The organism is Vreelandella titanicae, from assembly GCF_014697095.1.
In the GTDB taxonomy this organism is placed as follows: domain Bacteria; phylum Pseudomonadota; class Gammaproteobacteria; order Pseudomonadales; family Halomonadaceae; genus Vreelandella; species Vreelandella titanicae.
Window position 1 is genome coordinate 4653408 of record NZ_CP059082.1, and the last position, 21563, is coordinate 4674970.

General features: G+C 53.9%; 30 protein-coding genes and 7 tRNA genes. 19 read left to right on the forward strand and 18 right to left on the reverse strand.

What is annotated here, in order from left to right:
• The first annotated feature begins 4 nt into the window (after positions 1–4).
• From HZS52_RS21415 to HZS52_RS21430, 4 genes are all read left to right on the forward strand, one after another.
• On the forward strand, positions 5–454 hold the full coding sequence (locus HZS52_RS21415; protein WP_190373643.1) for a phage tail protein: 450 nt from the start codon (positions 5–7) through the stop codon (positions 452–454).
• A gap of 2 nt (positions 455–456) precedes the next feature.
• A complete protein-coding gene (locus HZS52_RS21420; protein WP_190373644.1) occupies positions 457–1422 on the forward strand; it encodes a contractile injection system protein, VgrG/Pvc8 family in 966 nt (321 codons plus the stop codon).
• 376 nt (positions 1423–1798) lie between these two features.
• Positions 1799–2302 carry a hypothetical protein gene (locus tag HZS52_RS21425; protein ID WP_190373645.1) on the forward strand — a complete coding sequence of 168 codons (504 nt, stop codon included), beginning with the start codon at positions 1799–1801 and terminating at the stop codon, positions 2300–2302.
• Entirely contained in the window at positions 2283–2453 is a 171-nt protein-coding gene (locus HZS52_RS21430; protein ID WP_166650352.1) for a hypothetical protein, read from the forward strand. The genes HZS52_RS21425 and HZS52_RS21430 overlap by 20 nt, the downstream gene beginning before the upstream one ends.
• Before the next feature lie 171 nt (positions 2454–2624).
• Here the strand turns inward: HZS52_RS21430 and HZS52_RS21435 are convergent, their stop codons facing one another.
• Positions 2625–2975 (reverse strand): S24/S26 family peptidase, encoded by a 351-nt coding sequence (locus HZS52_RS21435; protein ID WP_152618917.1) that lies wholly within the window; start codon positions 2973–2975, stop codon positions 2625–2627.
• 115 nt (positions 2976–3090) lie between these two features.
• Here HZS52_RS21435 and HZS52_RS21440 point away from each other — a divergent pair, with 115 nt between their 5' ends.
• The 3 genes from HZS52_RS21440 to HZS52_RS24790 all read left to right on the forward strand — a co-directional run bounded on the left by HZS52_RS21440 (position 3091) and on the right by HZS52_RS24790 (position 5354).
• Positions 3091–4410, forward strand: coding sequence for a Y-family DNA polymerase (locus HZS52_RS21440; RefSeq protein WP_190373646.1), 1320 nt, complete (start codon positions 3091–3093; stop codon positions 4408–4410).
• Between the two features lie 64 nt (positions 4411–4474).
• The gene (locus HZS52_RS21445; protein ID WP_190373647.1) at positions 4475–5011 is read left to right on the forward strand and encodes a hypothetical protein; all 537 of its coding nucleotides are present in this window, start codon (positions 4475–4477) and stop codon (positions 5009–5011) included.
• Positions 5012–5147: 136 nt separating this feature from the next.
• Complete coding sequence (locus HZS52_RS24790; RefSeq protein ID WP_190373648.1) at positions 5148–5354, forward strand: DUF4113 domain-containing protein; 207 nt, start codon at positions 5148–5150, stop codon at positions 5352–5354.
• Between the two features lie 34 nt (positions 5355–5388).
• Here the strand turns inward: HZS52_RS24790 and HZS52_RS21455 are convergent, their stop codons facing one another.
• The 5 genes from HZS52_RS21455 to HZS52_RS21475 all read right to left on the reverse strand — a co-directional run bounded on the left by HZS52_RS21455 (position 5389) and on the right by HZS52_RS21475 (position 8345).
• Positions 5389–6261, reverse strand: a complete 873-nt coding sequence (locus tag HZS52_RS21455; RefSeq protein WP_190373649.1) for an LPO_1073/Vpar_1526 family protein — start codon at positions 6259–6261, stop codon at positions 5389–5391.
• Entirely contained in the window at positions 6251–6490 is a 240-nt protein-coding gene (locus HZS52_RS21460) for a hypothetical protein (protein WP_190373650.1), read from the reverse strand. The genes HZS52_RS21455 and HZS52_RS21460 overlap by 11 nt, the downstream gene beginning before the upstream one ends.
• Positions 6491–6551: 61 nt before the next feature.
• Positions 6552–7142, reverse strand: coding sequence for a hypothetical protein (locus tag HZS52_RS21465; RefSeq protein WP_190373651.1), 591 nt, complete (start codon positions 7140–7142; stop codon positions 6552–6554).
• 65 nt (positions 7143–7207) lie between these two features.
• Positions 7208–7879 (reverse strand): XRE family transcriptional regulator, encoded by a 672-nt coding sequence (locus tag HZS52_RS21470; RefSeq protein ID WP_190373652.1) that lies wholly within the window; start codon positions 7877–7879, stop codon positions 7208–7210.
• 265 nt (positions 7880–8144) lie between these two features.
• Positions 8145–8345 (reverse strand): hypothetical protein, encoded by a 201-nt coding sequence (locus HZS52_RS21475; RefSeq protein ID WP_190373653.1) that lies wholly within the window; start codon positions 8343–8345, stop codon positions 8145–8147.
• A 47-nt stretch (positions 8346–8392) separates the two neighbouring features.
• Between HZS52_RS21475 and HZS52_RS21480 the strand changes: the two genes are divergently transcribed.
• The 11 genes from HZS52_RS21480 to HZS52_RS21530 all read left to right on the forward strand — a co-directional run bounded on the left by HZS52_RS21480 (position 8393) and on the right by HZS52_RS21530 (position 15193).
• A complete protein-coding gene (locus HZS52_RS21480; RefSeq protein ID WP_190373654.1) occupies positions 8393–8719 on the forward strand; it encodes a hypothetical protein in 327 nt (108 codons plus the stop codon).
• A 57-nt stretch (positions 8720–8776) separates the two neighbouring features.
• A complete protein-coding gene (locus HZS52_RS21485) occupies positions 8777–8983 on the forward strand; it encodes a hypothetical protein (RefSeq protein WP_190373655.1) in 207 nt (68 codons plus the stop codon).
• Between the two features lie 25 nt (positions 8984–9008).
• The gene (locus HZS52_RS21490; protein WP_159176371.1) at positions 9009–9212 is read left to right on the forward strand and encodes a hypothetical protein; all 204 of its coding nucleotides are present in this window, start codon (positions 9009–9011) and stop codon (positions 9210–9212) included.
• Positions 9213–9250: 38 nt separating this feature from the next.
• Positions 9251–9460 (forward strand): hypothetical protein, encoded by a 210-nt coding sequence (locus HZS52_RS21495; protein ID WP_190373656.1) that lies wholly within the window; start codon positions 9251–9253, stop codon positions 9458–9460.
• Positions 9453–9767 (forward strand): ogr/Delta-like zinc finger family protein, encoded by a 315-nt coding sequence (locus HZS52_RS21500; RefSeq protein WP_159176369.1) that lies wholly within the window; start codon positions 9453–9455, stop codon positions 9765–9767. The genes HZS52_RS21495 and HZS52_RS21500 overlap by 8 nt, the downstream gene beginning before the upstream one ends.
• 155 nt (positions 9768–9922) lie before the next feature.
• Positions 9923–12589: a toprim domain-containing protein gene (locus tag HZS52_RS21505; RefSeq protein ID WP_190373657.1), complete on the forward strand. Its 2667-nt coding sequence runs from the start codon at positions 9923–9925 to the stop codon at positions 12587–12589.
• An 11-nt stretch (positions 12590–12600) separates the two neighbouring features.
• Positions 12601–12996 (forward strand): DUF7673 family protein, encoded by a 396-nt coding sequence (locus HZS52_RS21510; protein WP_190373658.1) that lies wholly within the window; start codon positions 12601–12603, stop codon positions 12994–12996.
• Positions 12997–12998: 2 nt separating this feature from the next.
• Complete coding sequence (locus HZS52_RS21515) at positions 12999–13220, forward strand: TraR/DksA family transcriptional regulator (RefSeq protein WP_190373659.1); 222 nt, start codon at positions 12999–13001, stop codon at positions 13218–13220.
• A 144-nt stretch (positions 13221–13364) separates the two neighbouring features.
• Positions 13365–13667: a hypothetical protein gene (locus HZS52_RS21520; RefSeq protein WP_190373660.1), complete on the forward strand. Its 303-nt coding sequence runs from the start codon at positions 13365–13367 to the stop codon at positions 13665–13667.
• Positions 13664–13888, forward strand: coding sequence for a hypothetical protein (locus HZS52_RS21525; RefSeq protein ID WP_190373661.1), 225 nt, complete (start codon positions 13664–13666; stop codon positions 13886–13888). Before HZS52_RS21520 ends, HZS52_RS21525 begins: the two co-directional genes overlap by 4 nt.
• A 138-nt stretch (positions 13889–14026) precedes the next feature.
• Positions 14027–15193: an Arm DNA-binding domain-containing protein gene (locus tag HZS52_RS21530; RefSeq protein WP_190373662.1), complete on the forward strand. Its 1167-nt coding sequence runs from the start codon at positions 14027–14029 to the stop codon at positions 15191–15193.
• An 89-nt stretch (positions 15194–15282) separates the two neighbouring features.
• Here HZS52_RS21530 and HZS52_RS21535 read toward each other — a convergent pair.
• From HZS52_RS21535 to HZS52_RS21590, 12 genes are all read right to left on the reverse strand, one after another.
• A tRNA-Ser gene (locus tag HZS52_RS21535) sits at positions 15283–15370 on the reverse strand.
• 123 nt (positions 15371–15493) lie between these two features.
• Positions 15494–16003 (reverse strand): YiiD C-terminal domain-containing protein, encoded by a 510-nt coding sequence (locus HZS52_RS21540; RefSeq protein WP_180095057.1) that lies wholly within the window; start codon positions 16001–16003, stop codon positions 15494–15496.
• 2 nt (positions 16004–16005) lie between these two features.
• Positions 16006–16566 carry a nitroreductase family protein gene (locus HZS52_RS21545; RefSeq protein WP_039860150.1) on the reverse strand — a complete coding sequence of 187 codons (561 nt, stop codon included), beginning with the start codon at positions 16564–16566 and terminating at the stop codon, positions 16006–16008.
• Between the two features lie 76 nt (positions 16567–16642).
• Complete coding sequence (queF, locus tag HZS52_RS21550; protein ID WP_190373663.1) at positions 16643–17476, reverse strand: NADPH-dependent 7-cyano-7-deazaguanine reductase QueF; 834 nt, start codon at positions 17474–17476, stop codon at positions 16643–16645.
• Positions 17477–17513: 37 nt separating this feature from the next.
• Entirely contained in the window at positions 17514–18287 is a 774-nt protein-coding gene (locus tag HZS52_RS21555; protein ID WP_027959666.1) for an ABC transporter permease, read from the reverse strand.
• Positions 18284–19252, reverse strand: a complete 969-nt coding sequence (locus HZS52_RS21560) for an ABC transporter ATP-binding protein (RefSeq protein WP_190373664.1) — start codon at positions 19250–19252, stop codon at positions 18284–18286. The genes HZS52_RS21555 and HZS52_RS21560 overlap by 4 nt, the downstream gene beginning before the upstream one ends.
• Positions 19253–19449: 197 nt before the next feature.
• Positions 19450–19524: transfer RNA gene (locus HZS52_RS21565), tRNA-Gly, on the reverse strand.
• A gap of 20 nt (positions 19525–19544) precedes the next feature.
• Positions 19545–19620 (reverse strand) — tRNA-Glu (locus tag HZS52_RS21570).
• An 88-nt stretch (positions 19621–19708) separates the two neighbouring features.
• Positions 19709–19783 (reverse strand) — tRNA-Gly (locus tag HZS52_RS21575).
• Positions 19784–19824: 41 nt separating this feature from the next.
• Positions 19825–19900, reverse strand: a tRNA-Glu gene (locus HZS52_RS21580).
• Between the two features lie 21 nt (positions 19901–19921).
• Positions 19922–19996 (reverse strand) — tRNA-Gly (locus HZS52_RS21585).
• A 54-nt stretch (positions 19997–20050) separates the two neighbouring features.
• A tRNA-Glu gene (locus HZS52_RS21590) sits at positions 20051–20126 on the reverse strand.
• Positions 20127–20459: 333 nt separating this feature from the next.
• Here HZS52_RS21590 and HZS52_RS21595 point away from each other — a divergent pair.
• Positions 20460–21563: a TRAP transporter substrate-binding protein gene (locus HZS52_RS21595; RefSeq protein ID WP_039860147.1), complete on the forward strand. Its 1104-nt coding sequence runs from the start codon at positions 20460–20462 to the stop codon at positions 21561–21563.

Here is a 21563-nt window from a genome sequence, read left to right on the forward strand (position 1 = left end):
CACCATGATGATGATTTACGGCATGTTCGTGTTCGCCCTCGACACCGCCGCCTATCAGGAACTGCAGCGCCAAACCCGGTGGCGGCAGGAAGCCCAAGGCCGGGTCGGCCTGCTGCCCGCCCGCCAGTTCCTTGGCCCAGGGGAAGACACCATCACGCTCACCGGCACCCTTCACCCCCAATTCACCGGTGGCCAACCCCACCTCGATCAGGTGCGCGACATGGCCAGCCAAGGCCACGCCTGGCCATTGATCGAAGGCACCGGCAAAAACTACGGCTTTTTTGTCATGGAAAGCCTAAAGGAGCGCAAGGTCGCCTTAATGCGCGACGGTGCCGCCCAGCAAATTGACTTTGATATGGTGCTGCACCGGGTAGAAGACGATAACGGCAACCTGCTGGCCATGCTCGGCCCGCTGGCAGGCATGGCCCTACGCGCCGTGCCAAGGTTGGTGTAAGCATGATTCCCGCTCGCCGACCCGCCTATTCAATCGGCGGCATGGCCGCCACCGGCCGCCTGCAAAGCCTCACCATCACCGACCGGCGCGGTACCACCACCGACGAACTCACCATGACCCTGGAAGACCACGACGGCCGCCTAGCGATTCCCCCGCGCGGCAAGATCCTGACCGTGGCCCTGGGCTGGGAAGGTGAAGCCCTGGTGGATCGCGGCAGCTTTACCGTGGATGAAGTCGAACACTCAGGCGCGCCGGATGTGCTCACCATCCGCGCCCGCAGCGCCGACCTGCGCAAAGAGAACCCCGCCAAGCGCTGCGAAAGCTACCACGAAAAAACACTCGAAGAGATCGTGGCCACCGCTGCTGGCCGACTAGGCTTGGCCCCCAACATCGCCAATGCGCTGGCAGGCATATTCATTGATCACATCGACCAAACCGACGAAAGCGACCTGCACTTTTTGCACCGCCTAGCCGAGCGCTATGACGCCCTGTGCATGGCCAAAAACGGCAACCTGCTGTTTATGCCCATGAACGGCGGCGTCACCGCTGGCGGCACGCCCATCCCCATGCTCATTCTCAAGCGCGGCGTGGGCGACACCCACCGCTATCTCATCGCCGACCGTGAAGAGTTCACCGGCGTACTCGCCTACTGGAGCGACCTGGAAAGTGCCGAAAGAAAAGAGGTGCTGGTGGGCAGCAGCGACAACACCAAACGGCTACGCCACACCTACGCAAGTGAAGACCACGCCATTGAAGAAGCCAGCGCAGAACTCAAGCGCCTACAGCGCAAGCACTCAGAACTAACGCTGGAACTGGCCGAAGGCCGCGCCGATATTTATCCGGAAACGCCGGTAACCACAGAAGGGTTCAAGGAACAGATCGACGTCACGCCCTGGATCATTGACGAAGTGACCCACAATTTTACGGAACGGGGGTATACCTGCAGTATTCGGATGGAGACGCGGTGAGTATTAACGCAGATGTGACGGTGGGAATTATCGAGAGTAACTCTTAAAAAGCAGCACCTCACAACCCCCGGTCGTCCGTTGGCCGAGGGCTTTTGGCATCCGTCTCCTTACAGAAAAGCTGATTCCCTCCAGCCCGCGCATCCAAGCGTCATAGTCAGCTTGGCACAAAAACAACCCCATTGATGTAAGCCATTGCCGACAAGATTTGTAAGAAATCTCTTACAACTTTATGTCTAGGATCTTTGGCGAAGTGCCCCACAATTCCATTGAACGGGGGGTTAATGGGGACACGGTGAGGCTCACCGTAGCGTTGCCAGGTGGAAGGAAAGCAGCGCATTTCCATGACATAATGTTCAGCCCGTTTGTAGGAGGCGGCATGGGCATTATTTTTGGTAATCGGGAATTTATTGACGAAACCGCCCTCCCAGGGGCACAGGTTCAGCATTTTTCGCTGGCAGGAACTAACTACGGCGCGTTATTTATTCCTCGGCCAGCCTGGGACGATAACACCGCACTGAAAGTGACCCAGGAGCTTGGCGTTCACATCCCAGAAGATGCCTACGAAATCAAATTTGATACGCTGGATAGCCTGCTGGATGACAACCCGGCCCATGGTTACCGCACTCGGCATCAGTTAGGTTTACCCCCTTATTCTTTAACGGAGTTGAACCTGCTCGGCTCTGGCTTGCTGGAGTCCATTAGCCTGTTTGATCAAGATATGCATGGCTCGGGCTATTATGGCTGCGCCGTTGATGACAATACCCAGCTGTGCCACTATTACAGAAGGCTTTACCGACGCTACGGAGCTTATTTCCTAGCTAACGGTCTAACGCCCTATACCTCCCAGAGAGGAACATGCTATGCATTTATACGCGAATGATCACATCACACAGCAGCAGCGCAAGGCGGCAACCATTGAGGCCGCACGTAAGCGCTATCTTGCCGCAAAACGGCAAGGCAATGTCAAAGTCAGCCTGAGCGCTGAGGAAGCACAGAAGCGCGCTCAGAAGTCCGTTTTTCGCCTGTCTTAATTTTCCAGCTTCCAAAAAACCCCCGGCCATACAACATGGCCGAGGGTTTTGTTTGCCGCAATCTTCTGGCGAAGCGTTTCCGCCACGCGTGCTATTAGGCGACCACACCACTATGCCAAATTAACTGAGCAAAGCATGTAAGCATTTTGCCATCTGTTTGTAAGAAATAACCTACACCGCCCAACACCTGGCTTGCCTCACCACCACCCCTCGGTACTGCTTAGCAGTAATAAAACACCCCTGCCCACCGGCGGTGGGCAACAACCGGCAGCGGCTGCCCACACGGTGGGCTTTGAATAGCCGGTACTCTCCCTCTACCTCCGCCACCACTAAATCGGCGTGGCCAAACGAACGCGCCTCATCCACCACCAGCACATCGCCCTCCATCCACGGCCCGCCGGGGCGGGCATCCTCGCTTATCTCCACCAGAAAACAACTGGGCGGAAATTTTCGGCTATCCATTTCGGCCACTGCTGGGTGCTCCACGCCCACCACTGCTGGCCCTAAGTAATTTACTCGCATGCTGTTGCCCTGTGCTTGCTCCACATTAAGCGACGTATATTAGCGGTTGCCTGTCGCTTCCCAGGCTGTTAATACTGTATAAATTAACAGTCTTACACAAGTAGTGGAGCTCAATATGATTGGCCTGGTGGACTGCAACAATTTTTATGTGAGCTGCGAGCGGGTGTTCAACCCCAAACTGGAAGGCCGCCCCGTGGGCATTATGTCCAATAACGATGGCTGCATTATCGCCCGCTCCAATGAGCTCAAAGCGCTGGGTATCGAGATGGGCACCCCCGCCCACCAGGTGCGCCACCTGGTCGATCGCGGCGAGATCGTCTTGCACTCCTCTAACTACGAGCTTTACGGCGATATGTCCCACCGGGTGCAAGGCATCCTTGAGCGCGAAACCGCCGGTGTAGAGCCCTACTCCATTGACGAGATGTTCGTGCGCATGGATGGCTTCGAGCCTGAAGCGCTGCTGGAACACGCCACATCCCTACACGCGAAGATCCGCCGCGGCACCGGCATCCCCGTGTGTGTTGGCGTTGCCGCAACACATACCCTGGCCAAGCTGGCCAACCGCATTGCCAAAAAGCACCCCGGCTACCCTGGCGTGTGCATCCTTCATGCGGAAAGCGACGACGCCAAACACCTGCTAAAGCAGATCGAGGTAGGCGATGTATGGGGCGTTGGCCGACGGCTCAACGAGCGCCTGCAGATCCTGGGCATCAACACCGCCTGGGATCTCCGCGAAGCGGACGCCAAACGCCTGCGGCGCAAATTCTCAGTGAACATGGAGCGCACGGTGCTGGAACTACGCGGCATTAGCTGCCTGAAGATGAACGACGTTAACGAACCACGCCAGCGCATTATGACCAGCCGATCGTTCGGCCGACCCACTTCACAGCTTTACGACCTACAGGGCGCTATTCGCCAACACGCCCAACGGGGCGCCGAAAAACTACGCGAGCAAAAGAGCCTCGCCCGCGCCGTGCTGGTGTTTCTCAAAACCGACCGCTTCCGGCCCGACCTGCCCCAATACTCCCCCAGCCTGGCGGTGGAAATGGAGCGCCCGAGCCAGGACACCCGCGACATCCTCCACGCCGCCCAGGAAGCACTGCGCAAGATCTACCGGCCAAAGTACGGCTACAAGAAAGCGGGCGTGATGCTGATCGACCTGACCGACGAGAACCGCCAGCAGCTGAGCCTGATGGATACACCGCAAACGGAAGAGGAACGCCAACGCAGCCAAAAGCTAATGGCCACCATGGACGCGCTGAACGAGAAGATGGGTAAAGGAACGGTACGCCTGGGCCTACCGGAAAAGAACGCCCCCTGGCACCTACGCTGCGCGAACCGAAGCCCGCGCTATACGACGAATTGGGGTGAGCTGATGGTGGCGTATACGGACGAGAATGCCGCTAAGAAAGGTCAACCTTCTAAGCGTTGTTAATAAATTAAAAATAATTTATATTAATGTAATTTATTTAAAAAACTAACAAACCAAAGGTAATAGAATGAGAGAGTACAGTGAAGAGGTAAACGAGCAATACAGGGCTTATGGGGAATTTCTAGTAAGGTTCGAACATATAGTTTTTAAAATGCAACAAGTGGTTATTTTTATTTTAGATTCTCAAGGGTTAAAAAATCAACAAGTAACTCAAATATTATTAGCAGGACACACTGCATATCCATTACAGGATATTTTGCATTCGCTAGTTTCAGAAACCCAAAACTTAGACACTCAACGAGAAAAGCTTATCAACAAAATATTTAAAAATATTAAATCAATAATTGAAATAAGAAATGATTTGGCACACAGTGTTTCATTAATAGGTTATAGCGCGCCTGGAACTGAATACAGTAGCTTCAGAACAACTAAATTCAGCAGGAACAAAAGTGGAGCATCACCCAAAAACAACCACTATACTGTAGAAAAATTAGACCAGCTAATTTTAAAATGTCAAAGCATAGAAAAAGACTTATCACATTTATTAGCCTTAGTAACCACAGGATTAGATTTTAATAAATTATTTACTAAAAATAAAAATTGAGAATATTTAAGCCATACCGAAACAGACCTATAAATACACTTATTTATTTAAAAATTCATAAAGAGATACCGTATATAACAACCAATTATTTTATATCAATCATCCGAGTAGGGCCAATGCAAGTTAATCGGCTTAGATGATTAATCAAGTCCAGGGGCGCGCTGAACAAAAAGATGGGGAAGGAAACGGTACGCTGGGGCTGACAGAAAAGAACGCCCCATGGCACCGACGCTGCGCGAACCGAAGCCCGCGCTATACGACGAATTGGGATGAGTTGATGAAGGTGTATACGGATGAGGGGGCGGCTGATAAGGCCAGGCTCAACACAGCAGGCCTAAAGTAATTCACTCGCATCTGCACGCCTGCTATCTGTCTAGTCAAAAATCACCATAGGGATCAATTAAATGGGGCCACGTTCCCCGAAGATAGGATAAACCAATATACTCACAAACCTTATTTAACGGAACGTGATCAAAATCACAAACAGTACTAAAGCCAAATCTTTCAATTAAAGCACACAGATATGGAAACGTAGCCAACATAACACTATCTTGTAAAAATGGTTTTTGGTACTCTCCAACAGAGATATCGAAAGTGAAATTCCTACAGATTTTAGCGCTAGTTGATTCCTCATAGCGCTTCCCACTCAAATAAGCTCCCAAATATTGCAAGTAACCTAAGTCAACAGGCTCGATCTCCACTAAAGGAAAAAACCTTTCTAAGAAATATCCATACACCGCCTCTATAGCATACTTCTCGTCAGTCCCCTCAGTTGGTGTAACTCTTCTTAAATAATATGAAAATGCAAAAAAACGAATCAAATTCAAGTCTAACTTAGAAAGCATTTCTATCGACTGATCGATTACAATGCTTTTTAAAGAGCCTTTCTCAGATGAAACCTTATGAGCTATTAACTCAGAAATAGTATCCAATTCTGCACTATCGGTTCTTTTAGCGGAATACTCTATACCTTCATTGATAGCTGCTTGTATATCAGGTCGCTTCAATTCACTTGCTACATCAGTCTCAAGCCTGGAAATCTTTTCAAAAAGCTTTTCAGAAAACCTTCCAACATATAGCCTAGCTTCAGCTACAGCTTCTTCTCTAAGCTTGGGAAAATTACGCTCCAGTAACAATATAACTAAATCTTTAACATCACTGTATTGCATACCTATATTGACATCACGATTAGCTTGAACAGCAAGAGCGCTTCCAGAGGCCTTTTGGATTTGTTTATCTTTATCTAACATCGTCATCTCCCTCTTGCTTACCGCCTATACTTACATCTCTACCCGCTTGTATACCGAGTCCGTTTTTGATCTGCTGTTTCTGACTTTTTGACGAATTCTTCTTTTGGTAGATAAATGTGGTAACAACGACGATAGAGGCTAAAAAAGCAGCAACACTTGCAAATGAGGTGTCTAGAACAGCCCAAACCAAACAAAAAAAACTAGACAGAAAAGAAATCAATATAAGCATTGGCAATCCAAGAATTTTATCATCAATAAAAATCCATTAAAGGCTTAAATACCAACCTTCATCAGAGGTCATCCCACTCACTTTCTATACGCCTTATTTCACTTTCTACCATTTCAAGCTGGATATCAGGCGAACCTTTAAAACTATAGATTTTCTTCATACTAAGATCAAGAACACGGCACTCTGAGATAGAAACATCGCATGACTCGCTGATTAGAAAGCAGATAATATTTGCCCGCTGTTGGTTCATTTTTTTACTACTGTTGAAATGCAGCTTTAGCAAACGATCTTCACCATCTACTTTATAGTAAAGCTCAGGATTGCATAGAACTTCCGTATCTCTATACCGATAACTCGCTTTAGGGGGATCATAGTGATAAATGTTTTTCCCCTGTGCCCAAGTGATAAAATTCTCGGCAATCTTTGAATAGTTTTCTTGCTTGTCTTTATGAGACTTTTTTGCAATATCACGCAGGTGGTCAAAACTGCGCTGGTGCTTGAATAGACCCTTTATTGCTTGTCTCAGGCTGAGATAGTAGTCACGGTAATGAGCGTAGGAAGGCCTGTTCTTTAAACTCCGTTCACGGCCTTGTTTTAATTTGGCATCGGACGTTGCTATGTATGAAAAATCTGTAACAGTAAAAACAGGCATTCCCCACCTCTCTTTTCATTATCTAGCAGTCTCAAAACCGCCTTTATGTCTTAATGGTTTTACAGTTACACAATCCGCCCAATCCGAATCTCACACCGCCCCAAGATCTCCACATCATGCATATCCTGCGGCTTGATCATCTCAGGCTGGTAATGCTCATTGTCACTAATCAAGTACAACGCCCCGCCCGCCAAGCGCTGCACCCGCTTAATCCTTCTCTCGCCGCTTACCAACAGCAAAAACACGCCTTCCTGTTTCGGGTCGCGGTTGCTGCGATCCACCAATACCCAGTCGCCATCGTCTAGCGTCCCGAGCATTGAATCGCCACGCACTTTAACGCCCACCACTTGCGCAGGGTCTAGCCCCTGCTCGGCCAACTCGCTGCTGGGAAAGTGCAGGATGGTTTTTATCGGCTCTCCTTCAAAGCTGCGTCCGGCACCGGCAGCAGCTTCGATGTCGTACATCTTCACAGGGGAAAGCTCTGGTGATGGTTCATTTAAAGCAACCCCTAGAGGTTGAGGAGTTGCTGATCCTGAACGTTGGCCTTTGAGCACATAAAAAATATCAACGCCTTCATCAGAAACCGCCGACAAGTAAGAAGAATCAGGGCTACTAGCGCCCTTTTCGTATTTGATCTGAGTCGTTTTTCCGACACCACCAATCAGAGCCAAAGCCGTCTGGCTCAGTCCAAGTCGTTCGCGTTCTTCTTTTAAGCGCTCGCCAATGACCATTTTCATGAACCATCCTTATTGACAGGTTCATTTTTATGAACCATTCTATTCATGTCTTTCACTCTATAACACAACGCAAAGGGAACCACTGCCATGGTCACTTCTGCTAAACCGCAACCCCAACAGCCCCTCCTTGGCCATCACCAAACACTGGCGAGCCGAGTGTTGGTAGAAACCGTCGGGGAGTTAGCCAAGCAAGGACTCGCTGGTGATGACTTGCAAAAGCGAGCTACTGACTTGGCTCATGCATTCCGCACGGGGCTGGCTCAGCTCACTTCGCCAACGTCTGGTAGTACTCAGTCAATTTCTTGTGAGCCGCAATAACAGCGTCTGCAAGGTTTTCACCGTAGGCCTTATTCATAGCAACCGAGTGCTTAACCTCAAAAGTTTGAGCACGAACAAGCTCAATCACCATTTCATGAGCGGCATGTTCTGGCCCGTGTTTAGGATCAAGTACACGTAGTTCAGACATAACTAAAGCCCTCCTAGGGCGTTACTGAAATTAAGGAAACCACTGCCATGGTCACCATCATTGCCACCATTCTTATGCCTACCACTCAGACCACCCTGTTCCGCGGGATCGAGGTAGAGCTTGATCGCTGCTCTGAACACACCCGCCGCCACATCGAAACCGCATTGAAGCGCGGCACCAACACGCCTAACCCGCTGGCGGATCTTGAAGCGCTGGAAGAGCGCATCACCGCCGAAGCCGTGGGCGAACTCGCTGCTTTGATGCTGGCCTGTAACGCCTCTAGCGATGAAATCGAAGACGCCCTTTGCGAACTGCGCACCTACATGGATGAACACTTCCTGCAGCGCAAGCTGGTACGCCTTTACGAGCGTTAATACAGACGCTCGGCCGCCTTGTTCAAAGTCTTTCACTCTATTAAGGAAGCCTAACCCATGGCCACCACTAACACCATTACCCCAAAGCCGATTTATGCCCCCAAGGGGTGTAACTGCCCCGTCATGATTCACCTCACCGAAAGCGAGCGGGAAGAGCTGAAGCGCATTCAGGAGCTGGAAATGCGCTCGATGTCGGCCGCCGGCCGCATGCTGCTGCTCCGCGGTATCGCCGAGTACGACCAAGAAACCCTGAACGCCGAATGACCTTGCCTGCATAAGGATGTTTGCCATGTACCAGGACCCCAAACGTGTGCGTACTCGCTACGCCGCTCTCAATTTGGATCAGTACGAGGCCCAACTGATCGATGCGTTGGTGGATTACACCGGCATCGAACGGGCGTCGCTGCTGCGTCAACTGGTGCTGAAAGAAGCACTGGAGACGCTGGGCGTTGCTGATCTCTCTGTTAGCACTATGCCTCAGCAGGCGTCGTAAACGCAGGCCCTTTTGAGGGCCTCAAGGAGCACTGAAGTATGGCTGACCAACCCGCCCGCAGCGATTTACGCCTTCCGCTGGATGACCAGCTGGAGGCAGTGCTGCAGCAGGTATGCGAACAGCAGGATTTGCAAAGCCTGGACGACGCCGCCGAGTGGCTACTCCGCAGGCGCTTACGCAAAGGCACCCAAGGGCTCACCGGCCGTGGCCGCGCCCTTTACCCCGTACCAGGAGGCCGTAGTGACTGAAGAGGCAAACCAACAGAACACCGTGCCGTTCAGCCGTCTGCGCTTCAGCTGCCCGCACTGCGGTTCGCACATGAAGATCCGCACGTCGAGATCACCGCTACCCATCTACCGCGTCATTTATTGGAACTGCAGCAATGAGTGGGAGTGCGGTTTTCGCTGTGACGGCTACATGCAAATGCTTCGCACATTAGCACCGAGCCGCTGCCCGAACCCCGATGTTCAGCTCGAAAGTGCGCCTTGGTTGCTGAACCAGATGGGATTCGACTTCGACGAGACGCCGATCAACGACGAACACTACGAGGAATAAAGCGATGCATAAGGTTGCTCATCTTCCCCCACGGCCCCAGCGCCACTATCGGCCTAGCTTTCATGCCCCGCCAAGAGGGGGCACTCACGGCCCAGCCGGTGCCGTGAGCTAACACCCAAGCCCAGCCCAACCCATTGTTTAATAAGGAGGCGAGCGTGAATTCATCGCTGCGCCAGGACATTGTTGCGCGCTTAATCAGCGATTTTGAGGCGATCGAGCGCGGCCCCTACCTGCAACGGGTGCGCTGCCCGGAGTGCGGTAAGCGCGAGGCGTACATCAACGCCGACGCGCCGTGGATGCTCAAATGCGGGCGGGAAAACAATTGTGGCGCGCAAATCCACGTCAAAGCGTTGTTCCCTGATCTGTTCCGTTCCTGGAGCGAGCGCTACAGCACCAAGATGGGCGAAAAGCCCACCTCTCAAACGCCGGTGGCGGATGGCTACCTGCGCGATGGTCGCGGCTTTGAGCTGGCCCGCATCCAAGGCTGGTACACCCAGGAGAGCTACTGGAAGCCGGAAATCGGCGGTACCGCCACGGTGCGCTTTGCCCTGCCTGGCGGCGCTTACTGGGAGCGCCTGCTGGATAACCCGGAGCGCTTCGGCAAGCAGAAGGCCAATTTCGTTGGCCGCTATAAAGGCCAGTGGTGGTGCCCGCCTGCTCTCACCGCGGCGGATCTGGTCGCCGCCGGCGAGGTGTGGATTGTAGAAGGCATCTTCGATGCCATCGCGCTCTATCACCACGGCATCGCGGCCGTTTCCGCCATGAGCTGCGGCAACTACCCCGATGAAGCGCTAAACGCCCTGGCGGATGCCGCCCATCAAGCCGGCACCAGTCGCCCCACCCTGGTGTGGGCGCTGGATAACAACCGCGCTGGCCACAACGCCATTCACAAGCATGTAAGGCGTGCCCGGGCAGCAGGCTGGGATTGCGACGCCGCGCAGATCCCCAGCGCCGACCACGACTGGAACGATGCCCACCAGCGCGGCGAGCTCACCGAGAAGCACCAGGAAACCTACCGCTACCACGGCGACTTGCTGTTGGCCCCTACGGCCATGGCCAAGGCGCTGCTGATCTACAAGCGCCGCGAGCAGCGGGAGTTCTGGTTCGAGTTCAAACGCCAGCTATGGTGGTGGAAGTTGGATATGGACGCCTTCGATCGCGCCTTGCGCGCTGATGGCCTGGACGGTGAAGATCAGCGGCAAATCGACCCCTCCCTGCGCGATGCGGCCCTGGAGCAATCCGGCAGCGTGAAGCGGATCTGCACCTGTTACCCCACGGCGCTCTACTACCAGGCTAACGCGGTCACCGATGAGAGTTGGTACTACTACCGCGTGGAATTCCCCGACGGCCGCCCGCCGATAAAGAACACCTTTAGCGGTGGCCAACTGGCGTCGGCGTCTGAGTATAAAAAGCGCCTGCTCGGCGTGGCACCAGGTGCGGTATGGACGGGTACCAGCCAGCAGTTGGATAGCCTGCTGCAGGATCAGATCGGCAACATCAAAACCGTCGAGACCATCGATTTCATCGGCTACAGCAAGGAGCACGGCGCTTACGTGTTCGGCGATCTTGCCGTGGCTGGTGGCAAGGTGGTGCCGATCAATAGCGAGGACTTTTTCGAGCTTGGCCCCCGCCGCCAGTTGAAAACCCTTAGCCAATCCGTGGCGCTGCACATCAACCCCGATCGCAAGGCGTTCAACACCGAGTGGACGCAGCAACTGCTCAGCGCCTTCGGTACCCGCGGCGTCATCGCCCTGGGCTACTGGCTGGGCAGTCTGCTGGCCGAGCAGATCCGCGCCGAGATGGGCAGCTTCCCGTTTTTGGAGATTGTCGGTGAAGCCGGCGCGGGTAAATCCACGCTGATCGAGTTTCTCTGGAAGCTGTGCGGCCGGCGCGACTATGAAGGCTTCGACCCCAGCAAGGCCACCATGCCGGCACGCTCACGCAACTTCGCCCAGGTGAGCAACCTGCCGGTGGTGCTGATCGAATCCGACCGCGAGCAGGAAGGCGGCGCCAAACAGAAGCAGTTCGATTGGGATGAGCTCAAAACCGCCTTTAACGGCCGCTCGATCCGCGCCCGTGGTGTAAAGAACAGCGGCAACGACACCTACGAGCCGCCCTTTCGCGGCAGCATCGTGATCAGCCAGAACGCCCCGGTGCAGGCAGGCGAGGCTATCCAGACCCGTATCTGCCACCTGCACTTTACCCGGGAAGGCCAGAACAAACAGACCAAAGCCCTCGCCGAGGCGCTGGAACGTACCGAGATCGAGCACGTTAGCCAGTTCGCCCTGGCGGTGGCCCAGCGGGAGGCAGCGCTGCTGGCGTTGATCACCCAGCGCGCCCGCCACTACGCCGACCAGTTGGCCGATGACCCGGATATCAAGGTGCTGCGCATCGCCAAGTGCCACGGCCAGTTAATGGCCCTGGTGGAGTGCCTGGGGCCGGAAGGCTTGGGTCTCTTCGACCAACAAACCCTGGATATCGCCTTGGGCCACATAAAGCAGATGGCCCGCGAACGCCAACAATCTATCAACGCCGACCACCCGCTGGTTGCTGAATTCTGGGAAGCCTTCGACTACATCGAGGGTCTGCGCGACGACCCCATGCTGAACCACTACGGCAAAGGCAGCGACCTGATCGCCATCAACCTTAAAGACTTCGAGCGCACCTGCGCCGAATACAAGCTGCGCACCCCAGAGGTGCGCGAGCTCAAGCGTTACCTGAAGAGCAGCAAGACCCGCAAATTTATCGATTCCAACCGCACCGTGAACTCCCGCGTCCGCCATAACGGCGGCAGCGTGAAGTGCTGGGTGTTTCAAGCATGAAGGAGCCTGTGATGACCACTAACCACTCAATGCCACTGGTGACCCAGCGCCTACACGAGCGCAACCGTGAAGCCCTGGAGGCAATGATCGGCGCCGAAGCCAACGCCAACCATTACCGCGAGCAGGTAGCCAAGTCTGGCCTGCCCGCGCTGAAACGCCTGGCGCACATTGGCCTGGGCGATAGCCACCAGCCGCAGCACTGCCGCCGAGTGCTGCTGGCCGTTTACAACAGTTACGCCTGGCCGCTGAACCTGACCAGCCTGCGGGTATTGGACGACGACCTGCGCCGCGCCGCCCTGGCGGTGATCGAGTGGTCGGCCGTCAGCGATCGCGAGCTTCACGAATACCTGCCGGATGGCCACGAACTCATGCAGCGCTTTGCCGCCATTGAAAAAGAGGAGCCGTAACCATGGCAGACAACGCCGATATTGCCACTGAACTGATGGAACGACGCATGGAGGCCGCTCTGGCCAGCCGCCCCGTTTGGATTGGCTACGACCCCGCCGCCAACCCCAAGTGCGAAGACTGCGGCCAGGAGATTCCCCAGGCCCGCCGCGATGCCCTGCCCTGGGTTACCACGTGCATCGAGTGCCAGGGGATTCGTGAGTTAAGGGGACGTCATGTTCGCTGAAATCCGGAATTTGTTAATGCTACTTCTTTGGATCTTTGGGGTGGTCGTTGCACAGGGATTCTGGTCTTCGTTTTTTGCGATCACGCTATTTCCCTATGCCTGGTATTTGGCAGTGGAGCACTTACTGAAATATTGGGGGGTGATATGAGCCAACCAACAACATCGCCAACCAAGGGCGGTGCCGTGGCCCGGCAAGCCGTCATGCTCTGCCAGGATCGTGCCTTCCGGCTCTACCTGGACCGCCGCCGGCGCGCCAAACACAACATGACCGAGTTTCAACTACCCGATGGCACTCATAACGAAGAAGACGCCCGGGATTGGCTCTGCGCCGCCTGCAAAATCCAAAGCCGGGCTGAGTTAGATCACAATCCTCATGCGTCTGGTACATTTCATGCTATTCGTAAACGTTACCAACGCTGGCTTCTTAACCAAGAGGGAAACGTATGAGTAGTAACCCAGTACAAAGGATTCTCGACCAGTCATTAGAACGCCCTTTAAAGCCAGAGGAGCATTCACGCCTCACAGCAAGCATAAATGCATGGAAAAAGCAGGCCGCTCCTAACCCAGGAGAGGCAGCTTTAATTCGAGAGGTAGAACTCCTGAGAGAAGAGTTAAAACACTGTAGGGCAGTGCTGAAGAAATACGATATTAATGAGCACATGGATTAGCATAGAGGGTAGTCAAAATGCCGCGTTAAGCGGCATTTAAAACCAGGCCCAGAGATAACGGTATAAGAAAGCCAAGCTTTTCAGACCCTTTCAAACTGGAATAAACTGTATATACTTACAGTTAAATAGGGGTGCAATATGGCTGATGGGGTCGAGGTTCGCGGCAACACCGTGCGCGTATATTTCCGCTGGGATGGTGAGCTTTGCCGGGAACCGTTACCTGGCCCCGCCACGGAAAAAAACATCGAATATGCCAAGCGCTTGGCCACCATTATCAACTACGAGATTGAAGCCGGCACGTTCGACTACTCCCGCCACTTTCCTGAATCTAGGCGCCTGGTGGAAAATAGTTTCGGCCATTACCTGGATCTATGGCTGGCCATCAAGAAAAACGAGCTCGCTTACTCCAGTTTTCGCGGCATTCAATCCAAAGCAGAAACCCACGTACGGCCAAAATGGGGCGAAGTTCAAGCCGACACGATCGATCACATCGAGCTGCAGAGCTGGATTCAAAAGGAGCTTTCGGCAAAGCTGGCCAACAAGACGATCAAAGAGATCGTCAGTATCATGCGGCAAACCTTCCGGCTTTACGCCACGCGCAATAAGAAGGCTTTCGATCCCACCAGCGGCATCACCATCCGTTTGCCAGATGATGAAGATCCAGATCCTTTCACACGCAGCGAGATCAAGCTGATCCTGGAAACGCCGACAAACCGTGAGCAGGAACTCAATCTGATCAAGTTCGCCATTTATGATGGCCCACGCATCTCTGAAGCCCAAGCGCTGGCCTGGGAAGACATACTGGATGTGGATAAAGGGATTATTCGCTACCGGAGGGCAGTTGTTCGGGGGCGATTCAAGGTAACGAAAACCAAGCGCTCTACTCGCGTACATCATCTGCTAAAGCCTGCCCGTGAAGCACTACAGGCTCAATACGCGATTACCAGCAAGCTTAAGCCCCGCGTGTACGAGGTGGTCGATCGAGACAACCGGACGGTGCGAAAGGAGAAGCTACGCCTGGTGTTTTTGAATTCCCGTAACAATGAGCCCTTCTACGAGAACGCTATCCGTGAGCGCTTCTGGAAAACCCACCTAAAACACGCCGGCGTTCGCTACCGCGGCCCCAACCAGTGCCGGCACACGTTCATAAGCCAGCTGCTCTCATTGGGAGTGGTGCCGCTGCACTGGATCTCCAACCACGTTGGCCACGCCACGATCACAATGATCCAGCGCCGCTACGGCAAGTGGATTCGCAGCGACGGCCCTGACATTCCAGCGCTCATTGAGAAGCAGTTAGACCTGTAGTATTCCCAGGATTGTTCCCAAAACCGCTCCCAAAGGCCAGAAACAAAAAAGGGAATCGAGCTAAATGCTTGATTCCCTTTAAAATTCTGTGGCGGAGGGGGAGGGATTCGAACCCTCGAAGCCTTGCGGCTTACACACTTTCCAGGCGTGCTCCTTCGACCACTCGGACACCCCTCCGCGTTTTGGCGCTGTTGAAAGGCTGAACCTTTCGCGACAGAACGGCGCATATACTATTGGCTAAGCCTCGAAATAGCAAGCCTTTTCCGGCTGACGAACCTTTAGGTTAGTGGCATACCCCGGTTATCGTTCAGACAATACAGCGTAGCTGCCGTTGGCTTCCAGGCAGAGCGTCTCGCCACAATAGAGCTGCTGGGTTAGCGCTATGCGGCCTTTTCCTCGCTCAGCGAGCTTGTTGGCAAGCTGAGTAGGGCCTTCTGGCACTGCTGGCGTGCATATCAGGCGGTAGTCACTGGTTACCGGCGCCAGAAAACGCTGGCTAGCCTCGGCAACCACGACATCCCGCGCAATGCCCCGCTCACGTAGCCATAGCGTTACCCAGCACCAGCCTTGTAGCGTCGTCTGCGCTGTCAGTGCGCCACCAAAGCCCGTGCCTTTATCGTTAAGGTTGGGCTCCAGCGCTAACTGCCAGGCTAGTGAATCACCCTGACGCGTCATTTCGCTAATACCTAACGCGCCCACCATGGGTATGGCGTCGCTCAGCCACTGCTGAAAAACGGCCAGATTTTCCGGTTGGCCTTTTGGCAATGGCAATCGTGGATGAGGGATGCCTCGCTGACGGGGGAGACTCATCGCTAGTCCCAACGCTCTACAAAGTCAGCAACATTATGCTGCGGTACCGGTTTATGACGACCACCCAAAGTGCCCAGATAGATAAACGCGACGACTTCGTCATCTTCATCCAGATTCAGCCCTTTGCGAACTACGGGGTCGAAAGCGTACTTGCCGCTGCGCCACATTGCTCCCAACCCTAAGGCGTGGGCGGCTAGCAGTATGCCGTGGGCGGCGCACCCGGCGGAGATCACCTGCTCCATTTTGGGTACTTTTTCAAGTTTGGGCGTGACCTTGGCGATCACGGCGATAATCATCGGCGCCCGCAGCGGCTTTTTGCGCGCCGAGTTGAGCGTTTCATCATCGGCGCTAGGATCCTCCTGAAACTCCGCCTCGGCGAATAACTCGCCCAAGCGTTCTCGCCCTTCCCCGCTAAACTCGATAAAGCGCCAGGGGCGCAGCTCTTTATGATCCGGGGCACGTAGCGCGGCCTGATAAATGGCGCTGAGCTGTTCGCCGCTGGGCGCTGGCTCCATCAGCTTGCCCATTGAGCTACGCTCGTGAAGCAGCGTGAGTGCGTCCATTGATGACTCCAAATCCAATTGTGTGAGGCTACTTTAGCACCGTCATTTATAGCATTGTCATTTATAACATTGCCGCTTACTGCCTTGCTAGGCGCAGTGGCGTGGGGGGCGTTAACCCTGGGGTTGCGCGCCAGGGACTGATATCTAACCCGCCGCGACGCACATAGCGCGCCAGTACCAGCAGCTGCGTAGGCTTTGCCTGGGCCATTAAATCGCAGAAGACATGCTCAACGCAGTGCTCGTGAAAATCCTGATGCTGGCGAAACCCAATCAGGTAACGCAGCAGCCCTTCGCGGTCTATTTTCGGGCCTTTATAACGAATTAGCACGCTTCCCCAGTCTGGCTGACCGGTAACGGGGCAATTGGATTTCAGCAGGTGGGAGTAGAGTGTCTCCTCGACGACCTCTTCCCCTACCGACAGGTGATCACTGCTAGGCGTATAGTCGCTTACTGCGATATCTAAATCGTCCAAGCATTCGCCCGGTAAGTGCTGTGGCGAAAGCTCTGGCGCATCCACATCAAACAGCTCGACACTCACTTCAGCCCCCGCCGCTAAGGAGAGGTCATTGGCCAGCGTTTCCATCACTTCCTGACGACTATAGAAACGGGTTTGGTTGAAGCTATTGAGGTAGAGCTTCCAGGATTTGGACTCAATCAGATTAGGTGAGGCTGCTGGCAAGCGAAAGCGCGCCACGGCCACAATAGGCTTACCGCGGCTGTTCAGCCAGGAGACTTCAAAGGCGTGCCACTCATCTTCCCCCACAAACGGCAGAGTCCCCTCTTCAATCCCCAGCGGCTCTCGATTAACCGCGCGGGGAATAGGATATAGCAGCCCCGCGTCATACTGTTCAGGGTAAGCGGAATCGCGCCCTAACGGCGCGTGCTCTAACGTGTCTGGGCGATGTGCCATTGTATAAAGCTCTCTCTTCTCAATCGGATTGATGCGTCTAGCTGCGGATACCTTTGCCGCGCTCTAACATCGCTAGTGCAATACTAAACAACACAATGATAAAGGCAAAAATGGCAGCGAGCGCCCAGCCAACGGGAATATCCGAAACACCTAAGAAGCCATAACGGAAAACGTTGACCATGTACAAAATTGGATTGAGCATGGAAACACCCTGCCAGAAGTCAGGCAACATTGAGATCGAGTAGAACACCCCACCCAAATAGGTCAGCGGCGTAAGGATAAACGTCGGCACGATAGAAATATCGTCGAACTTATTGGCCAGTAACGCATTAATAAAGCCGCCAATAGAGAACAGCGCAGACGTGAGCACTACGACTAATACCGTGAGCAGCGGGTGTTCCATGGTTAGGCGGGTAAAGAACAGTGAAACGACCGTCACAATCAGCCCGACGCCCAACCCACGTGCCATACCGCCTAAAATAAAGCCGGCCAGTATCACCCAATTGGGCATGGGCGAAACCATCATCTCTTCGATCGAACGCTGAAACTTATTGGAGAAGAAACTCGACGCCACGTTGGAGTAGCTGTTGGTAATCACCGACATCATGATCAGCCCTGGAACAATAAAGTCCATGTAGCTGAAGCCGTCCATGTCACCAATCCGCGAACCGATTAGGTTACCGAAGATAATAAAGTACATCGCCATGGTGATCGAGGGCGGCAGCAGCGTTTGCGGCCAAATGCGGGTGAAGCGTTTGATCTCTTTTAGCACCAGCGTCCACAGGGCAATCAATGTTTGCGTAGCGTTCATACGCGCTCCTCCTTCTTCTCAACGCGCTGGTCTATCGCCCCTTGACCACTACCTTCTACCATCGACACAAACATCTCCTCCAGGCGATTGGCCCGGTTGCGCATGGATACCACTTCGATGCCCTGCTCACTCAACGCTTTGAAGACATCGTTCAGGCGCTGGCCGCGATGCACCAACAGCGAAAGCTGAGTAGACTCCAGCTGCTTTATCTCAAACCCGTCTATCTTGGGGATGTCTGTAATGGCTTCGGAGGTATCAATTAGGAAGGTCTCGGTATTCAGCTCAGCCAGTAGGCCTCGCACGCTCGTGTTTCGCACAATGTCGCCATTATTGATAATCGCCACATTACGGCACAGGCTCTCAGCCTCTTCCAGGTAGTGCGTCGTCAGGATGATGGTGGTGCCTTCATCTTGGTTAATTCGTCGCATGTACTCCCACATACTGCGCCGCAGTTCGATATCCACCCCGGCGGTTGGCTCATCCAGAATCAGCAGTTTGGGACGATGCATCAGCGCTCGAGCGATCATCAGGCGGCGCTTCATGCCACCTGACAGCATGCGCGCGCTGCCGTTGCGCTTTTCCCATAGGCCCAGATCGGTCAGCAGCTGTTTAGCGCGAGGCAAAGCTTCGCGACTGGTCATGCCGTAGTAACCTGCCTGGGCCAGTACGATATCGAGCACTTTCTCAAATTGATTGAAGTTGAACTCTTGAGGCACTACGCCTAGCTGGTACTTGGCTTTAGCGAAGTCTTTATCCACATCAATGCCGAATATGGAGACCTTGCCCGCCGTCTTTTGCACCAGCGAGCAGACCACCCCCAAGGTGGTGGACTTGCCGGCGCCATTGGGGCCCAACAAAGCAAAAAAATCGCCCTGCTGGACGTCGAGATCAATACCTTTGAGCGCCTGAAAGCCGTTGCCATACACTTTGGTAAGGCCACGGATCGACAATGCCGGTTCGGCCATGAACATGTCCTGTCAGCAAAATAAGAAGAGAAGGAGAAACATTAGGGCGCAAACGACTTTTTTCAAGGTGGGCACGACCACCAAGCGTCAGACACGCAAATAGTGATGCCCAGCAATTAGCCGATACATCATGGAAACAAAGGGAGGCCTAAACTTTTGAAGCTGGGAAATTGCAGAACTATCTGATCTTGTTTACATGGAGCGGGAAAGGAGATTCGAACTCCCGACCCTCGCCTTGGCAAGGCGATGCTCTACCACTGAGCTATTCCCGCAACGCAAACAACATACTAGATGGCGTCCCATAGGGGGTTCGAACCCCTGTTACCGCCGTGAAAGGGCGGTGTCCTAGGCCACTAGACGAATGGGACTAAATCAAACCTGGAGCGGGAAAGGAAATCGACCGGGCTGGCGTTCCAGCTCCCGACCCATCGCTTACCGATCCGGTACTACTAAAACTGGAGCGGGAAAGGAGATTCGAACTCCCGACCCTCGCCTTGGCAAGGCGATGCTCTACCACTGAGCTATTCCCGCTTATAGAGCACTTACTTAGCTTTTACCTAACTTACCGGAAGTGGCGTCCCATAGGGGGTTCGAACCCCTGTTACCGCCGTGAAAGGGCGGTGTCCTAGACCACTAGACGAATGGGACACTATTAAGCACTTTAATGCTTGGAGCGGGAAAGGAGATTCGAACTCCCGACCCTCGCCTTGGCAAGGCGATGCTCTACCACTGAGCTATTCCCGCATTCCGATAACCCTGACGACCGCTTACTCTAGCTCTAGAAAGAAAAAGAATAAGTGGCGTCCCATAGGGGGTTCGAACCCCTGTTACCGCCGTGAAAGGGCGGTGTCCTAGACCACTAGACGAATGGGACGTTGCATTGCCTCGTCGAGGTGGCGCGTATGTTACTCAGACCTTATTGAGCTGTCAAGCACCCTGCCTTCACCAAACTAACTGACACGCTTTCAATTACCTACCTCTACGTCCAATTTTTGCGAAGCCAGTATGCACACCGAGGGTGCCCTGGACACTCATTCGGCGTCATAACGGTGCAAACGGTTATTTTTCTTATATTTAGTCTTTTCAGCAGTGACCGACAAAACCCTTAAAAATCTTTTATTTAAAATAAAATCGATTTTTATGGCACACCCCTTGCTACTTCATTGTGTTCCCTGGCTGACCAATTCCATCATAAATGAGGTGTGCTATGTCCTTATCCCGTCGCAAGTTTCTCACCACAGCTGCCGTCTCCTCCACGGCAGGCCTTGTCTTGGGCGCCCCGTCTATCGCCCGTGCGCAGTCCGCCGAGAGCTTCAACTGGCGTATGACCAATGCCTACCCGCCCGGCTCGCCCTTTTACGTGGAAGGCCCAGGCAGCCCCACTGACGTGATCGCCAAAATCAACGCCATGTCCGGCGGGCGACTCAATATTCAGCATTTTTCATCCGGCGAGCTAATTCCAGCTTTTGAAGGCTTTGAAGCAGTTCAAAGCGGCACCATCGAAATGAATGCCGCCAATAGCTACTTCTGGTCAGGCACCACCTTTGCCGCTCAGTACTTCACTACCGTTCCATTTGGTATGAGCTTTATGGGCCATATGGCGTGGCTTTACCACGGCGGCGGCTTGGAGCTTTGGCACGAAGTGTATGAGCCCTACGGCATGGTCGCCTTCCCGCTGAACAATACCGGCGTGCAAATGACCGGCTGGTTCCGCGAACCGATCGAGGATATTAGCCAGCTCAACGGGCTGCGCATGCGCGTTCCTGGCTTGGCGGGCCAGGTTTACTCTTCGCTTGGCGTGGATGCCCGTGTACTGCCCGGTGGTGAAATCTTCCCCGCGCTGGAGCGTGGCGTGATTGATGCAGCTGAATTCGTAGGCCCCTTCCAAGACCGTCGCATGGGCCTGCATAACGCCGCCAAGTTCTACCACACTACAGGCTGGCACGAACCCTCGACCACGGGCGAACTGCTTATCTCGAAAACCCACTGGGATAGTCTGCCAGAAGATCTGCAGATGATTGTCAAAACCGCCTGTATGGCCGCCTGCTTAGAGAGTGTGACCTGGTCTGAAGCGGTCAATGGCGAGGCCATGACAGATCTAGTGGAGAACGAAGGCGTCACTGCCAGCATGCTACCTACCCCCGTTATCGATGCGCTGCGCGAAGCCACTCAAGATACCCTGGCGACAGAGGCCAACGCTGACCCGCTGGTGCGCAAAGTGCACGATAACTACATGGCCTTTAAAGCCAACCATGACCGCTGGGCAGGCGCCAGTGAGCGTGCCTGGTTAAACGATATTATCGGAGTCTGA

Coding starts and splice junctions, on each gene's coding strand:
- HZS52_RS21435 (WP_152618917.1), bottom strand. CDS start 2,975: ATGCGAGTAAATTACTTAGGGCCAGCAGTGGTGGGCGTGGAGCACCCA.
- HZS52_RS21510 (WP_190373658.1), top strand. CDS start 12,601: ATGACCACTAACCACTCAATGCCACTGGTGACCCAGCGCCTACACGAG.
- queF (WP_190373663.1), bottom strand. CDS start 17,476: ATGGCACATCGCCCAGACACGTTAGAGCACGCGCCGTTAGGGCGCGAT.
- HZS52_RS24790 (WP_190373648.1), top strand. CDS start 5,148: ATGATTAATCAAGTCCAGGGGCGCGCTGAACAAAAAGATGGGGAAGGA.
- HZS52_RS21415 (WP_190373643.1), top strand. CDS start 5: ATGATGATGATTTACGGCATGTTCGTGTTCGCCCTCGACACCGCCGCC.
- HZS52_RS21460 (WP_190373650.1), bottom strand. CDS start 6,490: ATGCTTATATTGATTTCTTTTCTGTCTAGTTTTTTTTGTTTGGTTTGG.
- HZS52_RS21420 (WP_190373644.1), top strand. CDS start 457: ATGATTCCCGCTCGCCGACCCGCCTATTCAATCGGCGGCATGGCCGCC.
- HZS52_RS21540 (WP_180095057.1), bottom strand. CDS start 16,003: ATGAGTCTCCCCCGTCAGCGAGGCATCCCTCATCCACGATTGCCATTG.
- HZS52_RS21560 (WP_190373664.1), bottom strand. CDS start 19,252: ATGGCCGAACCGGCATTGTCGATCCGTGGCCTTACCAAAGTGTATGGC.
- HZS52_RS21470 (WP_190373652.1), bottom strand. CDS start 7,879: ATGAAAATGGTCATTGGCGAGCGCTTAAAAGAAGAACGCGAACGACTT.
- HZS52_RS21515 (WP_190373659.1), top strand. CDS start 12,999: ATGGCAGACAACGCCGATATTGCCACTGAACTGATGGAACGACGCATG.
- HZS52_RS21490 (WP_159176371.1), top strand. CDS start 9,009: ATGTACCAGGACCCCAAACGTGTGCGTACTCGCTACGCCGCTCTCAAT.
- HZS52_RS21545 (WP_039860150.1), bottom strand. CDS start 16,566: ATGGACGCACTCACGCTGCTTCACGAGCGTAGCTCAATGGGCAAGCTG.
- HZS52_RS21595 (WP_039860147.1), top strand. CDS start 20,460: ATGTCCTTATCCCGTCGCAAGTTTCTCACCACAGCTGCCGTCTCCTCC.
- HZS52_RS21555 (WP_027959666.1), bottom strand. CDS start 18,287: ATGAACGCTACGCAAACATTGATTGCCCTGTGGACGCTGGTGCTAAAA.
- HZS52_RS21445 (WP_190373647.1), top strand. CDS start 4,475: ATGAGAGAGTACAGTGAAGAGGTAAACGAGCAATACAGGGCTTATGGG.
- HZS52_RS21425 (WP_190373645.1), top strand. CDS start 1,799: ATGGGCATTATTTTTGGTAATCGGGAATTTATTGACGAAACCGCCCTC.
- HZS52_RS21480 (WP_190373654.1), top strand. CDS start 8,393: ATGGTCACCATCATTGCCACCATTCTTATGCCTACCACTCAGACCACC.
- HZS52_RS21485 (WP_190373655.1), top strand. CDS start 8,777: ATGGCCACCACTAACACCATTACCCCAAAGCCGATTTATGCCCCCAAG.
- HZS52_RS21530 (WP_190373662.1), top strand. CDS start 14,027: ATGGCTGATGGGGTCGAGGTTCGCGGCAACACCGTGCGCGTATATTTC.
- HZS52_RS21520 (WP_190373660.1), top strand. CDS start 13,365: ATGAGCCAACCAACAACATCGCCAACCAAGGGCGGTGCCGTGGCCCGG.
- HZS52_RS21475 (WP_190373653.1), bottom strand. CDS start 8,345: ATGTCTGAACTACGTGTACTTGATCCTAAACACGGGCCAGAACATGCC.
- HZS52_RS21525 (WP_190373661.1), top strand. CDS start 13,664: ATGAGTAGTAACCCAGTACAAAGGATTCTCGACCAGTCATTAGAACGC.
- HZS52_RS21440 (WP_190373646.1), top strand. CDS start 3,091: ATGATTGGCCTGGTGGACTGCAACAATTTTTATGTGAGCTGCGAGCGG.
- HZS52_RS21465 (WP_190373651.1), bottom strand. CDS start 7,142: ATGCCTGTTTTTACTGTTACAGATTTTTCATACATAGCAACGTCCGAT.
- HZS52_RS21455 (WP_190373649.1), bottom strand. CDS start 6,261: ATGTTAGATAAAGATAAACAAATCCAAAAGGCCTCTGGAAGCGCTCTT.
- HZS52_RS21495 (WP_190373656.1), top strand. CDS start 9,251: ATGGCTGACCAACCCGCCCGCAGCGATTTACGCCTTCCGCTGGATGAC.
- HZS52_RS21430 (WP_166650352.1), top strand. CDS start 2,283: ATGCATTTATACGCGAATGATCACATCACACAGCAGCAGCGCAAGGCG.